This window comes from Thermoanaerobaculia bacterium, assembly GCA_035593605.1.
Taxonomy (GTDB): Bacteria; Acidobacteriota; Thermoanaerobaculia; order UBA2201; family DAOSWS01; genus DAOSWS01.
The window spans coordinates 73780-93030 of sequence record DAOSWS010000015.1 but is presented as its reverse complement, the minus strand read 5'-3'; the positions used below and the strand labels follow the sequence as shown (position 1 = coordinate 93030).

At 52.1% G+C, this 19251-nt stretch carries 14 protein-coding genes; 10 read left to right on the top strand and 4 right to left on the bottom strand.

Features of this window, described 5'->3' with window-relative positions; genetic code table 11:
- Window positions 1-660: 660 nt before the first annotated feature.
- Window positions 661-1548 (bottom strand): MBL fold metallo-hydrolase, encoded by an 888-nt coding sequence (locus tag PLD04_09055; GenBank protein ID HXK68482.1) that lies wholly within the window; start codon window positions 1546-1548, stop codon window positions 661-663.
- 177 nt (window positions 1549-1725) lie between these two features.
- Between PLD04_09055 and PLD04_09050 the strand changes: the two genes are divergently transcribed.
- Window positions 1726-2556 carry a DUF4405 domain-containing protein gene (locus tag PLD04_09050; GenBank protein HXK68481.1) on the top strand — a complete coding sequence of 277 codons (831 nt, stop codon included), beginning with the start codon at window positions 1726-1728 and terminating at the stop codon, window positions 2554-2556.
- Between the two features lie 7 nt (window positions 2557-2563).
- On the opposite strand, the gene PLD04_09045 is transcribed toward PLD04_09050, so the two are convergent.
- Together PLD04_09045 and PLD04_09040 are read right to left on the bottom strand one after the other, a co-directional pair.
- Window positions 2564-3799: an ABC transporter permease gene (locus PLD04_09045; GenBank protein ID HXK68480.1), complete on the bottom strand. Its 1236-nt coding sequence runs from the start codon at window positions 3797-3799 to the stop codon at window positions 2564-2566.
- Window positions 3786-4685, bottom strand: coding sequence for an ATP-binding cassette domain-containing protein (locus PLD04_09040; GenBank protein HXK68479.1), 900 nt, complete (start codon window positions 4683-4685; stop codon window positions 3786-3788). Before PLD04_09040 ends, PLD04_09045 begins: the two co-directional genes overlap by 14 nt.
- A 119-nt stretch (window positions 4686-4804) precedes the next feature.
- Between PLD04_09040 and PLD04_09035 the strand changes: the two genes are divergently transcribed.
- On the top strand, window positions 4805-5347 hold the full coding sequence (locus tag PLD04_09035; protein ID HXK68478.1) for a GNAT family N-acetyltransferase: 543 nt from the start codon (window positions 4805-4807) through the stop codon (window positions 5345-5347).
- Between the two features lie 51 nt (window positions 5348-5398).
- On the opposite strand, the gene smpB is transcribed toward PLD04_09035, so the two are convergent.
- Entirely contained in the window at window positions 5399-5863 is a 465-nt protein-coding gene (gene smpB, locus PLD04_09030) for an SsrA-binding protein SmpB (protein HXK68477.1), read from the bottom strand.
- A 96-nt stretch (window positions 5864-5959) separates the two neighbouring features.
- On the opposite strand from smpB, the gene PLD04_09025 reads away from it, so the two are divergent.
- From PLD04_09025 to PLD04_08990, 8 genes are all read left to right on the top strand, one after another.
- Window positions 5960-9121, top strand: coding sequence for a S8 family serine peptidase (locus tag PLD04_09025; protein HXK68476.1), 3162 nt, complete (start codon window positions 5960-5962; stop codon window positions 9119-9121).
- A 75-nt stretch (window positions 9122-9196) separates the two neighbouring features.
- Window positions 9197-11758 (top strand): DNA mismatch repair protein MutS, encoded by a 2562-nt coding sequence (gene mutS, locus PLD04_09020; GenBank protein ID HXK68475.1) that lies wholly within the window; start codon window positions 9197-9199, stop codon window positions 11756-11758.
- Between the two features lie 38 nt (window positions 11759-11796).
- Window positions 11797-13077, top strand: coding sequence for a serine--tRNA ligase (gene serS, locus PLD04_09015; GenBank protein ID HXK68474.1), 1281 nt, complete (start codon window positions 11797-11799; stop codon window positions 13075-13077).
- A 51-nt stretch (window positions 13078-13128) separates the two neighbouring features.
- Window positions 13129-14787 carry a cation:proton antiporter gene (locus PLD04_09010; GenBank protein HXK68473.1) on the top strand — a complete coding sequence of 553 codons (1659 nt, stop codon included), beginning with the start codon at window positions 13129-13131 and terminating at the stop codon, window positions 14785-14787.
- Between the two features lie 191 nt (window positions 14788-14978).
- Complete coding sequence (locus PLD04_09005) at window positions 14979-16265, top strand: FAD-dependent oxidoreductase (GenBank protein ID HXK68472.1); 1287 nt, start codon at window positions 14979-14981, stop codon at window positions 16263-16265.
- The gene (locus tag PLD04_09000) at window positions 16262-17134 is read left to right on the top strand and encodes a DUF1365 domain-containing protein (GenBank protein ID HXK68471.1); all 873 of its coding nucleotides are present in this window, start codon (window positions 16262-16264) and stop codon (window positions 17132-17134) included. Before PLD04_09005 ends, PLD04_09000 begins: the two co-directional genes overlap by 4 nt.
- A complete protein-coding gene (locus PLD04_08995; protein HXK68470.1) occupies window positions 17097-18407 on the top strand; it encodes a cyclopropane-fatty-acyl-phospholipid synthase family protein in 1311 nt (436 codons plus the stop codon). Before PLD04_09000 ends, PLD04_08995 begins: the two co-directional genes overlap by 38 nt.
- Window positions 18404-19204, top strand: coding sequence for a DUF1295 domain-containing protein (locus PLD04_08990; GenBank protein HXK68469.1), 801 nt, complete (start codon window positions 18404-18406; stop codon window positions 19202-19204). The genes PLD04_08995 and PLD04_08990 overlap by 4 nt, the downstream gene beginning before the upstream one ends.
- The last annotated feature ends 47 nt before the right edge of the window (window positions 19205-19251 follow it).

Below are 19251 nucleotides of genomic sequence, written 5' to 3'. Positions count from 1 at the left end.
TGACATTCAAACTTAGCTCTCATTGCGAACAGCGGCTTGTCCCCGTCCTCCTGGGAATACCTGCTGGGGTAAACTCGGATGGAGACGCCAGTTTGTTTTATTGGCGTTTCAATTTTCCCCTCACTAAAGTCCAATCAGAGCACCCATTGCGTATGGGGGCTGTCGCCGACCTCCAGAGTATGTGTCGAGGGGATACTCGGTGGGCTACGCCGGGGAGACATAAAACTACCCTGTAATTGTTGACAAATGAATTTTGGGCTTGTCACCGTTTCCCGGGATTATCTTCTTGAGTAAAATCGGATGGAGACGCCAGTTTGTACATCCTTAAATAAATAACTTCTTCATTGACATTCAAACTTAGCTCTCATTGCGAACAGCGGCTTGTCCCCGTCCTCCTGGGTATGTGTCGAGGGGATACTCGGTAGGCTACGCCGGGGAGACATAAAACCATCCTGTAATTGTTGACAAATGAATTTTGGGCTTGTCGCCGTCTCCCGGGATTGCCTACTCAGGTATACGCGAGTGACGACGCCATCTGGTCACCGAGTCTATTTCATCCCACCCAACGTTCAATCACAGCTACCATTGCAAACGTGTATTGTCGCCGACCTCCATGGTATGTGTCGAGGGGATACTCGGTGGGCGATGCCATTACATCATTCAGGATTGGGTCAGGCTCCCGTAGAGGAGTTCGATCCAGCGGTCCGTGGGGATGAACGACCATGACCAGCCGGACCATTTTTTTTCCAGTCCCTCCTCTTTGATTTTCTCCAGCGATTCTCCCTTCTCTATTTTCTCCTTCACGACGCCGAGGGTTTCCTCAATCATCGCAATGTAGGTTTCGAGATCAGATCGGTTTGACAGCGGGCCATGGCCGGGAATAATTTGTGTCTCCGCGTTTACCGTGGGGAGGATCTTTTTCAGCTGTGCCAGGAGAGTCACAACATTCCCCCCATGATCGAGGTCGACGAAGGGAAATCGTCCTGAAAACATCAGGTCCCCGGTGTGGAGGACATTCGATGTTCGGAACCACACGATGGAATCCCCGTCCGTGTGAGCCGCGGGCACATGGATGACATCGATCTCCTCCCCGTTCTGGTATATCTTCACGCCATCCGAGAAGGTGAGGACCGGCCAACCGACCTCCGGAAGGGGTTCCCTGGTATTTCCGAGAATTTTCTGCTCCGTGGTGACCAGCTTTCGTACATTCTCATGAGCCAGGATCATCGCTTCTTTTCCGAATGCAACATTTCCACTCGTATGATCCGAGTGCCAGTGTGTGTTGATGAGAAACCTGACTTTCCCTTTGGAGACTCCTCCGATTGCATTCCGGATCTTTTCAGCCAGGGGTGCGAACTGTGCGTCCACCATCACGATTCCGTTTTCTCCCGTAGAGATACCGATATTCCCACCCGCTCCCTCCACCATGTATACCGTACCTGACACAGGATGGATCGATACAACAACTTCATCATAGTCATTCTGTGCCGAGAGTGATACGGCGAGAAGAAAAATTGAAGAAATGACGTGGATCTTTGTTCGGACCATAAGTTACCTCCGTCAATGGCTACTATCGATTCGAACGCGGATTTCTTGAGGTTTATTCCGCTGATTCGTGCGGATTTTCAGACCAACGATCCGCCCCTGCATCGACAACGATTTTCTTCCTTCACACAATTGAGGTAGGATAGGGTGTTTTCGTCTTTGATTCAGGGGGTATCCATCATGTCTTCGACCCGGTTCAGCGGCCGTGTCTTTGTGTCCCTTTCCATGGCGGTTTCCTTTATCGTTCTGATCCTTTCCAGTGTTGTTCTATATATTCTCCCGGCCGGGAGAGTAGCCTACTGGACCGACTGGCACCTGTGGGGATTAAACAAGGATCAATGGGGAAGCATGCATACGGTGGGAGGATTTGCCTTTATTCTCCTCGGCATTGTTCACCTCATTTACAACTGGAAGCTTTTCTTGAACTACCTGGTATCCAAAATCCATCGCACGATGGATCGGAAAATGGAGATCGCCATCTGTTTGATCCTCAATGCCGCGATCCTCGTCCTTTGTATTCAGAACTGGCCTCCCGCATCGACGATCATGGCCTGGGGGAACGCATTCAAGGTTTCCTGGGAGAAGGGGATTCAGCAGCCTCCCCTTCCCCATGCGGAGCTCCTGAAACTCGGAGATCTTCTGCGCAGGCAGTCCATCGACCTGCACCGGGCACTCACTCTCCTGGCGGAAAAGGGTGTGGATGCCACTCCCGATGAGATGGTGGGGGAAATTGCCAGACGAAACGAGATGACTCCGGCTGAACTTTTTTCACTGATCGCGCCGCTGACTCCTCTCCCTCCTGACGGTATTGACCCCCTTCCCGAAGGAGGCGGCTGGGGAAAGAAGACGGTGGAACAGGCCTGTAATGAGCTGGAGGTACCCCTGGATACCGGGCTTCAAAGGCTCCACGCTGCAGGGATTGAAGCCTCCGCTGAAGATAATTTGCGAGCCCTTGCAGAGAAGCGGTCTCGAACCCCCATTGAGGTCGCGGAGATGCTTCGCCGGGACTAAGGCTGGATCAGGCCCGGATCCAGCGGCCGATATCCTTGAAGGTCGGTTTCTTTCCGGTCATGAAGATCCCGACACGGTAGACCTTGGCAGAGATCCACGTGAGGAAAATGACCGTAAGGACACAGAGACCGATCCCGAGGGCAACCTGCCAGGCGGGCGGGGTTTCCAGCAGGATTCGCAGGTACATGAGAAGCGGCGTAAAGAGGGGAATCAGAGAGAGTACCGTGGACATCGTCCCATTTGGATCTCCCATGATGGCCTGCATCAGCAGGATGGGGATGATCAGGGGAATCACGATCATCGTCGCCATCTGCTGGGCTTCCTGTTCGGAGTTATAGAGAGCACCGACCCCGGCATAGAGGGCCGCGTACATAAAATAGCCGAGAATAAAAAATACGAAGAAATAGATCGATTGTCCCAGGGTAATCGGCATCGTTCCCATCTCCTTGGCCATACCCGTTCCGGGAAGCACGGCGGTAAACAGGACCGCCCCCAGGACAAACCAGATCATGTACTGCGTAAATCCAACAGCAGCGATGCCGATGATCTTTCCCATCATCAGGGGAAAGGGTTTAATCGTGGTCACCAGCACCTCGACGACCCGGGTGGTTTTCTCCTCCAGCACACTTCGAAGAATGAAACTGCCGTAAAGGATAATCACCATGTAGAGCGTCAGGAAAAGGAGAAATGCCATAAAGAACGAGGCACCCTTATCCTTTTGCTCCCCCTTTTCCGTGACCTTGTAGGTATCAAACTCCACGCGCTGAATGATCTGGCCCGCATCTTCCCTGGAAATCCCCCTCTCTCCGAGCCGGGTTGCAATTACGGTCCGGTTCACATAGGTTTCAAGACGGGATAATCCGATAACATTGGCCACATTTCTTCCATAATACTGAACCTTACCCGTCTCCAGGACATCTCTGGGAATGATCAGATATCCGTTATATTTCTTTCCAAGAACATCGCGTTTCAACTCGTCCGTATCTTCCGTGCGGGACTTGATCAGCTCGATGTTATGGCGGGATTTGTCCAGTTCCTCTTTCAACATGGGGTAGACAATTTCCGAGGGATCCACGATGACGACTTTAAACTCAGCCTTCTGTTTTTCTCCGATCAGGATGGGGATAAAGACGATGGCGCCCATAAAAACGGGAAAGATGATTGTGGAAATCCAGAATGTGACGGTTCGGACCCTCTGGAGGTATTCGCGTTTGAAAACAACAAAGAGATTAGAGAGATTCATCTTTCACCACCTTGATGAAGATGCTTTCCAGATCGATTTCCTTTGGACCAAATGCCTGGATCGGAATATGTCGGGAGAAGAGTTCAGCCAGATAGGCTTCCGGTGCGAGAGAATTGTCAAGCCTCACTTCCACATGGCCATTCCTTCGGACAACATGAGCCCCATCGGCCCTCAGTTCCTCAACCTCTGCGTCCGTTGTCAGAAGTATTACCGGTTCGGCGAAACGGGCCTTGATCTCTTCCACGTGGCCATCCAGAACTTTCTTACCGTGGTTGATGAGGCAGATGTCCCTGCAGAGCTGCTCCGCCTGGGGAAGGACATGCGTAGAGAAGATCACCGTTTTCCCCCGGTCGACAAAGCCCTGAATTTCTTCCTTCAGAAGAGCCTGATTTACAGGGTCCAGACCGGAGAAGGGCTCATCCAGAATAATAAGGTCGGGATCATGAAGAACCGTTCCGATGAACTGGACTTTCTGTTGCATCCCCTTCGAAAGCTGTTCCACCTTTTTCAGAGCCCACTCTGCGAGGTCGAAACGTTCCAGATATTCCATGGCCCGTTTTCGTGCTTCTTTCGCAGGTACCTGCTTCAATTCACCCAGGAAGACAAGTTGTTCAATCACCTTCATCTTCCGATAGAGACCCCTCTCTTCGGGAAGGTATCCGATCCTGTGCTGAACGCGGTATCCGGGTGGATCACCGAAAATCCGGATCTCACCTTCATCCGGCCGGTAAATATCGGTGATCATCCGAATCGTGGTTGTCTTTCCGGCTCCGTTGGGCCCGAGAAGACCGTAAATCGTCCCCCGGGGAATCGTTAAGGACACACCATCCACTGCGCGTGTTCCATCAAAGGTTTTTACGACCTGGTTCAGTTCTATCGCTTCCATAATGCCATTATACGCATAGACGCCCGAAAGTTTCACTATTTTTGCTTATTTCATTGACAAGTCGATTTACGTTCCGATAGGATAATCAACAATTGAACCTGATATGGTAAGGAGATGCCATGGTATTGTCCTATCCGAAATCCTGCACGCTGCGAGATGGTCGAACAGCAACCATTCGTTTATTGTCTTCGGGCGACGGGGACAAACTTTACAGGTTGTTTATGACCCTGAAACCGGAATCCCGCCGCTTTCTCTATGACGATGTAACGGACCGCCGTGTCGTCGACACCTGGATACAGGAATTGGACTACGACCGTATCCTCCCCCTGGTCGTGGAACTGGATGGTACCCTCGTTGCAGACGGAACTCTGCATCGAAAAAACTTCGGCCCGCTGCGTCACGTCGGACGCGTACGGGTGGTCGTTCTCGAAACCTGCCATGGTCTTGGTGTAGGGACGATTCTGATGCAGGAACTGATCGATGTCGCAAAGCGGGAGGGACTGAAAATCCTATCCTCCACGGCGGCCGAATATGAAGAAGGGCCGGCCATCCAGACTCTGAAAGCCCTGGGATTTCGAAGAGCCGCCCTGGTCCCCCACTACCTGATGGATCCGCAGGGAGTGACCCATTCCATGGCCATTCTCACGAAATCTCTGACCTGAGTTTTTCCATGCTGGATCCGATTTAGACCGTAAAATCGAATCTCCTCTTTCCTACCCCTTGATTGCCTGTCGGGCCTCGCGCTCCATAATTCTTTCCTTTATGGCATCTTTCTTTTCGTACTCTCTCCGTCCTCTGGCCAGCGCAATTTCCACTTTGGCTCTTCCCTTTTTGAAATAGATCTTCAATGGGATCACCGTCAATCCCTTAGCCGTCACTTTTCCCGAAAGACGCGAAATTTCACGTGAATGGAGAAGAAGCTTCCGATTTCGCTCCGGCTCCTGAAGGACATGCCAGGCGTGGGGATACGGACTGATATGGGCTCCAACAAGAAAAGCCTCTCCCGTTTCAAAGGCAATATAGCTGTCCTTGAGGTTGGCCCGCCCTTCCCGGAGGGATTTTACCTCAGGCCCGGTGAGAACAATTCCTGCCTCGAACGTCTCGATGATCTCGTAGTCATGCCGGGCTTTCCGGTTGACACATACGTTGATTACATCTTTTGGCTGATCTGATTTCACCCCTCTATTGTACACTGACGTGTCCGATCATCACGGGACAGATCAGGGACGGAACCGGCTGGATCGTCCCACTTTCCTGTGGTATAGTCATTGCCTATGATTTTTCGAGCATGTCTGTGCATCCTCCTCTTTCTTCCTGCGATCAGCACCGCCACGACCCTGCACCTTGTTTCAGGAACGTTAGATTTCGACACACTTCCACAGATCGGGGAACTTTCCGACTCCGGGAATCTTGCGCTTGTTACACTCCGTGATCCCAGTGTCCTGTTGAATCCAAATCTGGAAGGCCTGACCCTCCTTGGTCATGTGGAATCAGGGATCTATTTCGTCCATCTCCTGCCCCAGGCACAGAAACTGATCGAGACGGGATTGATCACATCAGTACGCTCGGTTCCTCCGGAACTCAAGATCTCACCGCGGGTGCAGGAATTTCAAACCACTGCAGTCCGGCTGCTGGATGAAAATCATATACCCTCTCTCGGATCCGGAACTTTGCTCCGGCAATCGGGTTCCACCCTGTCGGTTTCTGCAGATCGACAGACCCTCCTCCAGATCGCCCGATCATCGAATGTTCTCTGGGTAGAACCGGTTCCGACCTGGACGCTTCGGAACGATCTGACCTCCTGGGTAATTCAAAGTGATTTACCTTATGTCTATTCTCTTTACACCAGGGGATTAAGTGGGGAGGGTGAAATTGTGGGTCACATCGACGGCCCCCCTTCTCGGACATCCTGCTACTTTGAAGATCCGTTCAACCCCATAGGTCCTGATCATCGGAAATATGTTGCATACCATTCAACCTACGAAACGTATGTCGATGGTCATGGTACCCACACGGCAGGAACCGTAGCCGGGTTCGCTGAAGGAGAAGCCAATAACGGAATCGCCTACAACGCTCGATTAACGACCACAAATATCTATGATGTCTTCCCGTTTGGAGAGACCCAGCTGTACGATGTCTTTACTCGTGCCTACAATGAGGGAGCCAGAATCCATACGAACTCCTGGGGTGACGACGCAACAACCGCATATACGCAGTGGTGCGCCGATATTGATACGTTTACGCATGATTACGAAGACAATCTGGTCCTCTTCTCCGTCTCCAACGGACTTTTTCTTAAAACCCCGGAGAATGCAAAAAACACCCTCGCCATGGGAGCTTCATATCAGTACCCACAGGAAGATTCCATCTGTTCCGGCGGCATGGGGCCCACCAGTGACGGCCGCCTGAAGCCCGAACTTTTTACCCCGGGCTGCGGGATCCGTTCCGCGGCATCCAATTCCCCCTGTGGGACGATCACGCTCAGCGGCACAAGCATGGCCTCCCCGGCGGCAGCAGCTGCCGCTGCCCTGACCAGAGAGTATTTTCTAAAGGGTTACTATCCATACGGAATCGCGGGAGGCCAGAGCATTACCCCCACAGGCAGCCTAATCAAGGCAATTCTCCTCTCGGCCACCCGGGATATGCCAGATCCGGACGGCTATCCCACGATGCAGGAAGGCTGGGGACATCTTGTGCTGGACGATGCACTCTACTTTTCCGGTGAGCGCCGAAGACTCTTCGTCAGTGACATCCGCCATTCCGATGGACTGGTGGAATTCCAGGTCCACACCTATTCCATAACAGTGAAAAGTAATACGGAACCCCTGAGAATTGCTCTCACGTGGGCGGATTACCCGGCTGTCCCCTTTGCCACTCAGATCGTCGTAAACAACCTTGACCTCAAAGTGACCGCACCCAACGGAATTTACCTCGGCAACAACTTTCTGAACGGCAAATCACGAAGAAACGGAGCCCCGGACCCTCTGAACAACGTGGAACAGGTGATCATTGACAACCCGGAGGCGGGGACCTACACCATCGAAGTGCGTGGGACCTCGATTCCCGTACCCTCCCAGGGGTATGCTCTGGTGGTCACAGGAGATATCGTCGTCGACACCTCCGAAATCTATGCCGGTGTAGCCCACAAGGGAGGGGCAAGCGGCACCTCCTGGAAAAGTGATATGGTTCTGGCCAATTTCTCATCCTCGGTCCAGGAAATCACAGTGGCCTATCAGGAAGCTGGCTACGACACATCCCGAACCAGCCAGACCTTTCAGGTAGACGGACAGTCGGCTCTTCATGTACCGGATGTCATCGGTTCCTTTCTTGACCGCGACAGCTTCGGGTTCCTGGAAGTGGAAGTACCCGTAGAGACGGCGGCAGTGGTTCGCACCTTCAACCAGACCGAAACCGGTCAGCTTGGACAGAATATTCTTGCTCCTTCAGTCATCCTCCGATCGGGAGGCACGATTTACCTTCCCGGACTTTTTCAGGATTCTTCCCGAAGAACCAACCTCGGCTGGATTAATAAGGATCATGACCAGGTTTCGGCTGCCCTTACCCTCCTGGGGCCGGATGGTCTGGAACTGGCATCAATGACAGAAGTGTTTCAACCGGACTCCATGGTCCAGGAACCCCTGACGCGCTACTTCCCCAATATTGAAACCTCAGGGGCGACCCTTCGAATCGATGCCCTGAACGGCTCCGAACTTCTCGTCTATGCTTCGGTAGTCACAATGGTCACAGGTGATGCCGTTTACATTCCCGGAATGATTCCCCAGACGGCAGGCTTTTTCCCGGTCATTGCTTCTTCCCCGGGCTCACGGAACAGTCTCTGGAGAACTGAAATCATTCTCTTTAACCCCCTCGATTCCGAGCAGGAAATCCACTTCCATGCCCGTCTCTTCGTTGACGGCATCTGGAAATCTTATCAAACCCAGGTAAATCTTCACATGCATGAAACGGCCCGTTACTCTGATATCCTGAATGAACTTTTCAATCTGGAAGAGGCTCTTGGCTATCTGGAAATATCCGGTACGCTCACCGGCGGAGGGAGAATCTATTCAAGCGAGTCGATCGATTCCTCGGTAGGCCAGTATGTGCCCTTCACGGTCGGACCCGAAGTCACAAACTGGCGACTTGTCTCCTTTCCCGCAGATCAGCGCAGGACCAATATTGGAATTCTCAACCGGGGCGAATCAACGACGTATTGTGCGCTCAAGCCCCTGGGCGAGGAAAACGAAGTCATTGTTGGCATTCCTGCCATGAGCCTCAAACAGATCAGCGTCGACGATCTCTATGAAGATGATGCATTCACCTGGGCCATTAACTGTGACGGTGCCGTCTACACCTATGCATCCAGCGTGGACAACCTTTCCCAGGACGCGGTCTTCCTGACCGGGATGGTCAAAGAGGGTCTGGGGCTTCGCTGGTGATATTTCTCTCCGTCATTCCATAACCTCCTTCCACCAGATCCAGCCGGGTATATCCACCTGTGCTAGCATGATATCGTGAGCACATCTACGACACCCATGATGAAGCAGTATCTGGAAATCAAATCTCGCTACAGGGATGCGATACTTCTCTATCGAATGGGTGATTTTTACGAGATGTTCTTTGAGGACGCGGAAGTTGCGGCTCCCATCCTCCAGATTACTCTGACATCCCGTGATGGAGAGATTCCCATGTGCGGAATCCCTCACCATGCTCTCGATTCCTATCTGATCAAACTGATCCGTTCAGGAAACAAAATCGCCATTTGCGAGCAGATGGAAGACCCATCCCAGGCAAAGGGACTGGTCCGTCGGGAAGTCGTGCGTGTCCTGACACCGGGATGTATCCCGGAAAGCGTCGGGCTTGAGGAACGGGATCACCATTACCTTGCCTCGTACGATGGAGAAACCCTGGGTCTCATGGACGTATCAACCGGTTCGATTCACCTTTATTCGGTACAGAGATCCTCCATCGTTGATCATATGAGGCTCTTTCCCATTAAGGAAATCCTTCTTCCCGGCACACCGGCAGAGTTTGAATTGACCGGAGTCTCGATCCCGATCACCCCCCTGGATATCTCCTACTTTGACAGGCGAGCCGGGATGCAGCAACTGAGTAAGATCCTCGGCACGGCTTCCTTGAAGGGCTTCGGTCTCATGGAAGGTGATCCACGCTCCGGGGTAGCGGGTGCGCTTCTCCGCTATGTTCGAGAAACGCAGTTCAGGGATGATGCGGTAGCCGTGGATCTCATCGTCCATGACGAACAGAAGGTCATTGACGCAACCTCAATTCGGAACCTGGAGATTTTTCAGTCATCCCTCGGGGATCCGCGGCACAGCCTCCATGCCGTTCTGGACCGAACCATGACCCCCATGGGAGCACGCCTGCTCCGCACCTGGATGCGTGAGCCCCTCTCCAGTCTGGAGGAAATCCAGCACCGCCTTGGAGCCGTGGAAGAGCTCGTACGTCGACGTGAGTTACGCCAGTCCCTGTCCGAAACATGCAAAGGAATGGGCGATCTGGAGAGACAGACCTCCCGGGTGGCCTACGGGCGGGAACATCCGAGGGATCTTCTGGCCATCGCAGACACACTGGATCGATCTTCTGCCATATACGAGCTTCTTGCGACGGTGGAACGCTCCACTCTTCTGAAGGAGCTGCGGGACACCCTGAATCCTCCGATGGATCTTGCTGCGCAAATCCGGGAAACCCTTGTCGACCAGCCGCCTCTCCAGATAAGGGAAGGAGGGCTGATTCGAGATGGTGTCGATGAACGTCTGGATGAGGCAAGATCCATTCAGAGTGAATCCCGTTCTGCCATTCTCGCCCTGGAAGAGACAGAAAGAAGAGCAACGGGGATCTCAAACCTGAAAGTAGGGTACAACCGTGTCTATGGATACTACGTTGAAGTGTCCAGGGGACAGGTATCCAGGGTGCCTGAGCATTACATCCGCAAACAGACGCTTGTGAATGCGGAACGATTCATTACGCCCGGCATCAAGGAACTGGAGGAAAAGATCCTTCATGCCAATGAGACCGTGGCCTCCCTGGAATTGGAACTCTACGAAGATCTCCGCAACGCGGTTCTTCTGGAAACAAACCGTATTATGCATGTAGCCCGCAACCTGGCGATCATGGATTGTTTACTCTCCTTTGCAACCGCAGCCCGGGATGGCAACTATGTCAAACCTGATATGCACACGGGTTCGTCCCTTTCTCTCAGGGAGAGCCGCCATCCCGTCGTGGAAAAGGTCCTCAGGGAAGAGCCCTTCACTCCAAATGATTGTGATATTCCCGAAGAAGGCCGGCGGATCCTGATTATTACGGGACCCAACATGGGTGGAAAATCAACCTATCTGCGCCAGGTCGCCCTCGCGGCATATATGAGCCATATTGGATCATTCGTCCCGGCAACAGAGGCATCCATTCCCCTCTTCGATCGGATATTTACTCGTGTAGGAGCCTTCGATCAACTGGCCCAGGGAGAGAGTACTTTCATGGTGGAGATGCTGGAACTCGCTCAGATTCTGAGAAAGGCCACCGATCGCAGTTTGATCATTCTGGACGAAGTAGGGCGAGGGACGGCAACCTTCGATGGACTCTCCCTGGCATGGGCCGTAGTGGAACACATCCATGAGCAGATTGGCGCCAAGACGCTCTTTGCCACCCATTATCATGAGCTGACCGAACTGGCCCTTCTCTTACCGGGAGTCAGAAATCTCTCCGTCGACGTTAAGGAATTCGAAGGTAAGATTTTCTTTATCCATCGGATCGTTGACGGTACCGCAGACCGAAGTTACGGGATCGAGGTGGCTCACCTTGCCGGGGTTCCTTCCGAAATCGTTTCACGTGCCAAGGAAGTCCTCGCCAATCTAGAAAAGAGTGAACTCGACCCCCGGGGAATCCCTCGCGCAGCCCAGGGAATGACCGACGTGGGGCAGAGACAGCTTACCCTCTTCCCTTCAGCAACGGATATCGTGGCGGATCAGATCCGATCCATCGATCTGGACTCATTGAAGCCGCTGGACGCCCTCACTCTCCTTGCCAGATTTCAATCCCGGCTCAATCGGGAAGACTGAGTTGACGCCAAAATTCCCTCCACGTACAATAGGGACCCATGCTTGCCCGTGACTTTGTAAGGAATAACATTGAAGCCCTTAAAACGATGCTGGCTCAGCGATCGATGGCGGACCAGGTCGACCTGGAGGCCTTTACTCAGGTAGAGGAAGAACGGCGGACAATCCTTAAGGAACTGGAGCATTTGCGTCACCTTAAGAATGATGCATCCCAGGAGATCGCCAGAAGCAAAAAGGAAAAACGGGATGCCGACCATCTCATCACCGAGATGAAAAAAGTGGGAGAAGAGATTCGATCCATGGAAGACAGGCTCCGTGATGTGGAATCTTCCCTGGAAAGTCTGGAACTCACTCTTCCCAACCTTTTCCACGCATCCATTCCCATCGGGCCCGATTCCACCTACAACCGGATCGAACGATCCTGGGGTGAGCCCGCGGATTTTCCCTTTCCGCCCCGTCCCCACTGGGAGATCGGGGAAACGCTGGGGATTCTGGACTTTCCGCGTGCTTCCAAGATCTCGGGTGCCCGTTTTGCGGTTTTGATGGGAGCCGGGGCCCGTCTTGAACGGGCTTTGATCAACTATTTTCTCGACCGGAATACTTCCCGCGGATATCGGGAGGTCCTGCCTCCCTTCATGGTCAACCGGGACTCCTGCACAGGAACCGGACAGCTTCCAAAATTCGAGAGTGATCTATTCAAGATAGAGGGTTGGGATTATTTCCTGGTTCCCACGGCAGAAATTCCTGTCACCAATCTTCACCGGGAAGAGGTACTTTCCGCTGATCAATTACCCCTTGCATATTGTGCCTACACACCTTGTTTTCGATCCGAGGCGGGATCCTACGGTAAGGATACCCGGGGGTTGATCCGTCAACACCAGTTCAACAAGGTCGAACTAGTCCGTTTCAGCCGTCCCGAAGTATCGTATGATGAGCTGGAGAAGCTGACCGGACACGCGGAGGCTCTGCTGCAGGAGCTGAATCTTCCCTATCGTGTCGTTACCCTCGCCTCTGGAGATCTTGGATTTTCGTCGGCCAAGACCTACGATCTGGAAGTCTGGCTGCCGTCCCAAGATACCTACCGGGAAATTTCATCATGCTCTAATTTTGAAGATTTCCAGGCCCGCCGTGCACGGATCCGCTATAAGGACCCCGATACGGGAAAGAACGAGTTCGTTCATACTCTGAATGGAAGCGGCCTGGCTGTGGGACGCACCCTCGTCGCGATTCTGGAAACGTACCAGCAGGCCGACGGAACCGTCCTGATTCCGGAAGCACTCCACCCATATATGGGGGGAGTGGAAATCATCGAACCTGCCTGAGAGTCCAGAACACATCGGAATGTTAATTCCATTCTGGACCGTTTCTAAACCATGTTGCTCTCTCTGATTGAAGCGATCCTCGTGATCTCAGGCCTCTCTCTGGGAGTCCTGTGGATCTGTCACAGGATCAGGGTTCCCTCTGTTGTGGGGCTTCTACTTACGGGTATCCTGGCAGGCCCGCACGGGTTGCGGCTGGTTCACGGAATTCACGAAGTGGAAGTCCTGGCTGAGATCGGCATCATTTTTCTTCTTTTCGCCATCGGGATTGAATTTTCTTTCCGTTCCTTCATCCGTGGAGCGAGGGACCTTCTGAGCGGAGGAAGCCTGCAGGTCGTTCTGACGACCGCCATGGGAGCCGGGATCCTGCTCCTTGCCGGCCGCAGCCTGAAAACAGCCATGGTAGGCGGACTTCTGCTCGCCCTCAGTTCCACCGCCGTGGTGATTCGTCTCCTTCAGGATCGAACGGAGCTTGACAGTTCTCACGGGCGGCTTAGCGTCAACATTCTTATCTTTCAGGATCTGGCTGCCGTACTTGTTATGGCCGCCATCCCCCTTCTCTCCGGGGTCGGGGGCCCCGGAGGCCCCCCCCTTGTCGAGTTTATCGAGGGGGCGGCCATGCTGACCGTCACCCTTGTGGGAGGCTGGTACTTCTTCCCGAAGCTTCTCCACCAACTGAGTATGACCCGGAATCGTGAGATTTTCCTTCTTGGTGTCCTCTTCGTCGGATTCGGTCTGTCGTGGCTTGCAGCCCGCGCGGGTCTCTCCCCTGCCCTGGGGGCCTTTCTTGCCGGGCTGCTGATCTCCGAATCGGACTATGCCCACTATGCCATAGGAAATATCCTGCCTCTGCGGGACATCTTCACCTCTCTCTTTTTCATTTCCATGGGAATGCTCTTTCAGGTAAAGGTGTTTCTCCACTCCCCGCTTCTCCTGCTTTTCCTGGCTGCAGCCATTACGATGGTAAAATTCCTGATCATCACCTTGATCGCTCTCCTCCTGCGCTATCCTTTCCATACATCTCTTCTGACGGGACTCACACTCGCCCAGGTGGGAGAATTCTCCTTTGTGGTCGGGCGTCTGGCTCTGGGAAACGGCTTGATTGACACCAGTATATTTGATCTTTTTTTGATTTCAGCAATCCTGACCCTTCTGGCCACACCATTTCTGATGGCCATGGGACCGAAGCTGGCCCACCGGGTTCGACCTGGACTCAAGGCAGGTTCTTCAACATCCCGCGAAAAGGATGTCGATCTCATCATCGCCGGTTATGGTGCTGTCGGTCAAACGCTGACCCGGGTGGCACGCAGGGCCGGGGTTCACTTCGCGATTATCGAATTGAATCCTGCAAATATACGAGCTGCCCGGAAGGAAGGATACACCGTACTCGCGGGAGATGCCTCCTTCTCTTCGATTCTCCAGCATGCCGGGATCTTGAAGGCAGATCTTCTTGCCGTCACTCTTCCCGACAACGAAAGTACCCGTCAGACGGTCCGGGCGGCACGGGAACTCTCGCCCGACATCCCGATTCTGGTCCGAACCCGGTACTTCAGTGAGGTGGACACCCTTCAGAGAATTGGCGCCACAGAAATTCTTGTCGAAGAGGAAGAAATGGCCGCAGCCATGTCCAGGAAGCTTCTATCGCACATGAATCTGCCTCAAGCAACGATCGAGACCTGCATCCAGGCGCTTCGAGGGAAACAGGAACCATGATCCGAGTATGGGTAACGTCCGCGTTTCCTAACGTTCGAAATGAATTAGCCCCTCTTAAAATCAACAGAGTTTCCAGGGGAATGAAGAAATTAATGAATCTGTTACTCTAATCACCATGACAACGTACACTTTGCCTCAGACCAGCCCTTCGCCTGATGACGTTTTTGGAATCCTCTCACGTGGGGATGGCCGTGTCCAGCGAACGTAGCAGCCATCCTCTTTCCATTGCCGTGGTTGGCGGAGGGGTTGCCGGAATAACCGCCGCATATCTTCTTGCCCGCAAACACAACGTCACACTCTTTGAAAAAAATCCTTCTATCGGTGGTCATACGAGAACCGTGACACATACGGATCCGTCAGGAAAGACCCTCGCGATCGACATGGGATTTATCGTTTTTAACAATCGGACCTATCCATGCTTCCACGAATTTCTCCGTCAACTGAAAGTGCCTGTACGAAATTCTGAAATGTCCTTTTCCTTTACCGAGTCTGATACGGGCTTCACCTACGCGGGGACCGGCATCAATGGTCTCTTTGCGCGACGCAGGAACCTTTTTTCAGTTCGATACTGGCTCTTCCTGGCGGAGATCCTCCGTTTTTGCCGGGAGGCCAGTAAAAAAATAAAAGAAGAGACAGTGGATGCCTCGCTAACTCTTGGGGACTATCTTCGCACGATAGGGTACCGTAACGATCTCGTGAATTGGTTCATTAAACCCATGGGGGCAGCGATCTGGTCCACTCCTTTTCAGAAATTATTGGAGTTTCCTGCCCAGGCCTTTCTGCATTTTTACAATAACCACGGCCTTCTTTCCCTGAGAGACCGGCCCCAATGGCAGACAGTTGCAGGAGGAAGTCACACTTACGTGCAAGCCTTTCTTAAAACATATAACGGCAAGATTTATCTGCATTCACCCGTTCACCATATCGAGCGAAACTCCGCCGGAGTCGAACTGAAATCCAAGGACGGCAGCCTTGGCTCCTTTGACCGGGTAATCCTGGCAACCCACGCAGATGAGGCTCTGGGATTACTGTCCGAACCTACAGCCGAAGAGCGCCGGATTCTGGGGGCATTTCGATATAACCATAATCAAACCGTTCTCCACACGGACAGAGGTTTGCTGCCCGCATTGAGACGCTCATGGGCCTCATGGAATGTCATACAATGGCAGGATATGGGACCGGAGCATCCGGTTCCCGTCACCTACCATATGAACCGGCTTCAGGGATTTTCGTCCGATTGCGAATTTTTTGTTACCCTGAACCAGGGTAATCGTGTTGCTAACGATACAATCATTGACGATGTTGTCTTTTCCCATCCACTGTACACACTGGATGCCATTCGAGCTCAAAAATCCCTTTCCTCGCTCCAGGGAGTTCTTCATACACACTATTGTGGCAGTTATCACGGTTATGGGTTTCATGAAGACGCGGTTCGATCTTCCGTTCGTATGGTCGAATCCTTTGGCATCTCCCTGTGACAGCATTTCTTTACACAGGCCGTGTGATGCATACCAGAACCCATCCGGTAGCCCATGCCTTTGCGTACCCCTATTTTGCCCTTTCCGCTGACATTGATAATCTTCGCGCACTTGATCATGAATGCCGTCTTTTCGGCTATAACCGCTGGCGGCCCTTTTCCCTGTATGATAAGGATTACCTGGAACCGGACGATCAGTCAATCCGGAAGAAAATTCTAGCCAGAGTGGATGAAGCGTCTGCCTCGCGAGAGACCGACAAAATTATTCTCGTGACGATGCCGCGTTTTATGGGTACAGCCTTTAATCCAGTCAGCTTTTATTTCCTTTACGACAACGAGGGCCGACTGCGGCACATGATCTCAGAAGTAAACAGCACATTTGGTGAGCGACACATCTACAAGGTTTCTCCCGTAAAATCCGGGGAAGAGACATTCTACACCAGGGGAACCCATTCAAAAGAGCTCTACGTCTCCCCCTATTTTGGCATTGAAGGGCATTATGAATTTGCCTTCCGTGATATTCGTGAATGTCTTGATATACGCATAAACCTGATCGTGGAAGGGAACACCGTATTTCGGTCACGAGTAAAGGGAGAAGCCCTGCCACTTCACGATTGGATCCTTTTCAAAACCATCCTCACCCACCCTCTTACCTTAATGATGACTGTACCAAGAATCCTTCGCCAGGCGTATCTCCTCTACACAAAGAGACAATTATCCATCAGAGAAAAACCTTTCCCTGTGCATCCCCACACGATTTCTACGGGTAAGGAACCGGTCCTTCAAAAAATCCTGACATCTTTCCTCCTGAGGCGACTGGCAGAGGGTTTCCATGGGCCGAAAAACAGACGATCGAAAGAGGCTCCATAGTATGTCCAGGTCCGTTCCTTCTGGAATACCAGAGTCAGATCTTGCCTGGCAATGGACGGGATTTCAGCGGATGTGCTCGAAAATCCTCTTCCATGCTCTTTCAAAACTGAAGAGTGGAAGTCTCCAGGTGAAGATAGTCAATGAGCCTTCTGTTCGAATAGGACAGGCATCTTCCTCAGGTACACACGCTTCGATAGCCATCCATGATCCCGCATTCTTTCCCAGGGTTCTTTTTGGGGGAGAAATTGGATTGGGGGAGACCTTCACAGATGGGCTCTGGTCCTCTGATGACCTGACCTCCCTGATCGGCTTCTTTATCGAGAACATGGATGTTCTGGATGATCGCAAGATTACCCTCACATTCCCCGCGAGAATGATTCATACGCTTCATCACCTGCTTCGGAAAAACACCTTGGAAGGCAGTAAAAAAAATATCAGGGCTCATTACGATCTCAGCAACCAATTTTTTCAGACTTTTCTGGATGAAAAGATGGTGTATAGCTGCGCCCGATTTAACTCGGATGGCGACACTCTGGAAGAAGCTCAGTTGAATAAAATTTATGACCTTATTCAGAAGATGGACATCCACGAGAACCATCATATTCTTGAAATCGGAACAGGGTGGGGAGCCCTGGCATTGGAAGCTGCAAAAGTTAAGAGATGTAAAGTCACGACAATCACCCTTTCAAGGGAACAATATGAATATACACGGGCCCGTGTTGTTGCGGCAGGATTGGATCACAGGGTTTTCGTTCTTTTTCAGGACTTTCGCACGATGCAAGGATCGTTTGACCGAATCATCTCCATTGAAATGATCGAGGCTATCGGACACGAGAACCTGGGCATGTTCTTTGAAACATGTTGCAACCTCCTTACACAGGGAGGCATTCTCGTTTTACAGACGATCACGATCCCGGACCAGCGCTATCCAGCATATCGGAAGAGTTCTGACTGGATTCGCAAATATATCTTTCCAGGCGGTCATCTTCCTTCGCTGACAGCTTTGAGTCGTGCCGCAACCCGACACTCCTCCTTTGTCCTGCAGCACCTGGAAAACATTGGTCCTCATTATGCACGGACTATCCGAGAATGGAGATACCGGTTTTTACATTCACTTGACGAAATCCGCAGTCTGGGATTTGGCGACCCGCTGATTCGGACATGGATCTATTACCTTTCCTATTGTGAAGCAGCCTTTCAATGGCGCTACTTAAACGATCTTCAATTAATCTTCACCCGGCCAGGGATATCTCTCGAGGAACAAACTCTATGAACCTATTCGTAGTAATCATGATCGGCTGGATGGCTGTCGCCCTGATGATGTTCCTGCTGTGGTTGTTGCACTTCCCCATAAAAAATGCGGCGCTCGTCGATGTAGGCTGGTCCCTGGGTGTACCCTTAGTAACCATGATTTACTCGTTTTTACTTGAGGCGCACACCATCAGAGAAATATTAGTGCTCTCCGTTTCCTCTCTTTGGGGCCTTCGGCTTGGATTGTACCTTCTTTTCACGCGGATTCTTGGGCATACCGAAGAGGGACGGTATCAAAACCTGAGAAAAACATGGAATAAGCATACTTCTGTTAAGTTTTTTCTTTTCTTTCAGTTCCAGGGCATTCTGGATCTGATATTCTCTGTACCTTTTCTTCTCATACTCAGAAACCCCGAACAATCGATTCACCCTGCGGAGTGGTTCTGCCTGGGCCTATGGGTTGTGGCATTTTCTGGTAATGGCATTGCTGATGCACAGCTGCATCGTTTTCTTAAGCAACCCGCAAACCGGGGGCGCACCTGCAGAGAGGGACTCTGGAGATATTCCCGCCACCCCAACTACTTTTTTGAGTTTCTCATGTGGGTAGCCCTGGCATGCATGGCCCTCCCATCCTCCTTTGGCTATATCGCATTTTTTATCCCCCTTCTCCTTCTTTACTTTCTTTTCCGTATCACGGGGATCCCAGCCACGGAGGCGCAGGCGCTTCGAACCCGGGGAGAAGATTACAGGCATTATCAGAAAACGACCTCCGCGTTCATCCCCTGGATCCCGAAGCGGTCGAAATCAGATCTCCACTGACATCACAAGCGATCAGAAAGGAAACATCGTGGCCAAACAAACGGTAC

Bases quoted from the DNA above. Each gene is read 5' to 3' on its own strand.
- PLD04_09055 (HXK68482.1), bottom strand. From the start codon at position 1,548: ATGGTCCGAACAAAGATCCACGTCATTTCTTCAATTTTTCTTCTCGCC.
- PLD04_09050 (HXK68481.1), top strand. From the start codon at position 1,726: ATGTCTTCGACCCGGTTCAGCGGCCGTGTCTTTGTGTCCCTTTCCATG.
- PLD04_09045 (HXK68480.1), bottom strand. From the start codon at position 3,799: ATGAATCTCTCTAATCTCTTTGTTGTTTTCAAACGCGAATACCTCCAG.
- PLD04_09040 (HXK68479.1), bottom strand. From the start codon at position 4,685: ATGGAAGCGATAGAACTGAACCAGGTCGTAAAAACCTTTGATGGAACA.
- PLD04_09035 (HXK68478.1), top strand. From the start codon at position 4,805: ATGGTATTGTCCTATCCGAAATCCTGCACGCTGCGAGATGGTCGAACA.
- PLD04_09025 (HXK68476.1), top strand. From the start codon at position 5,960: ATGATTTTTCGAGCATGTCTGTGCATCCTCCTCTTTCTTCCTGCGATC.
- serS (HXK68474.1), top strand. From the start codon at position 11,797: ATGCTTGCCCGTGACTTTGTAAGGAATAACATTGAAGCCCTTAAAACG.
- PLD04_09010 (HXK68473.1), top strand. From the start codon at position 13,129: ATGTTGCTCTCTCTGATTGAAGCGATCCTCGTGATCTCAGGCCTCTCT.
- PLD04_08995 (HXK68470.1), top strand. From the start codon at position 17,097: ATGGGCCGAAAAACAGACGATCGAAAGAGGCTCCATAGTATGTCCAGG.
- PLD04_08990 (HXK68469.1), top strand. From the start codon at position 18,404: ATGAACCTATTCGTAGTAATCATGATCGGCTGGATGGCTGTCGCCCTG.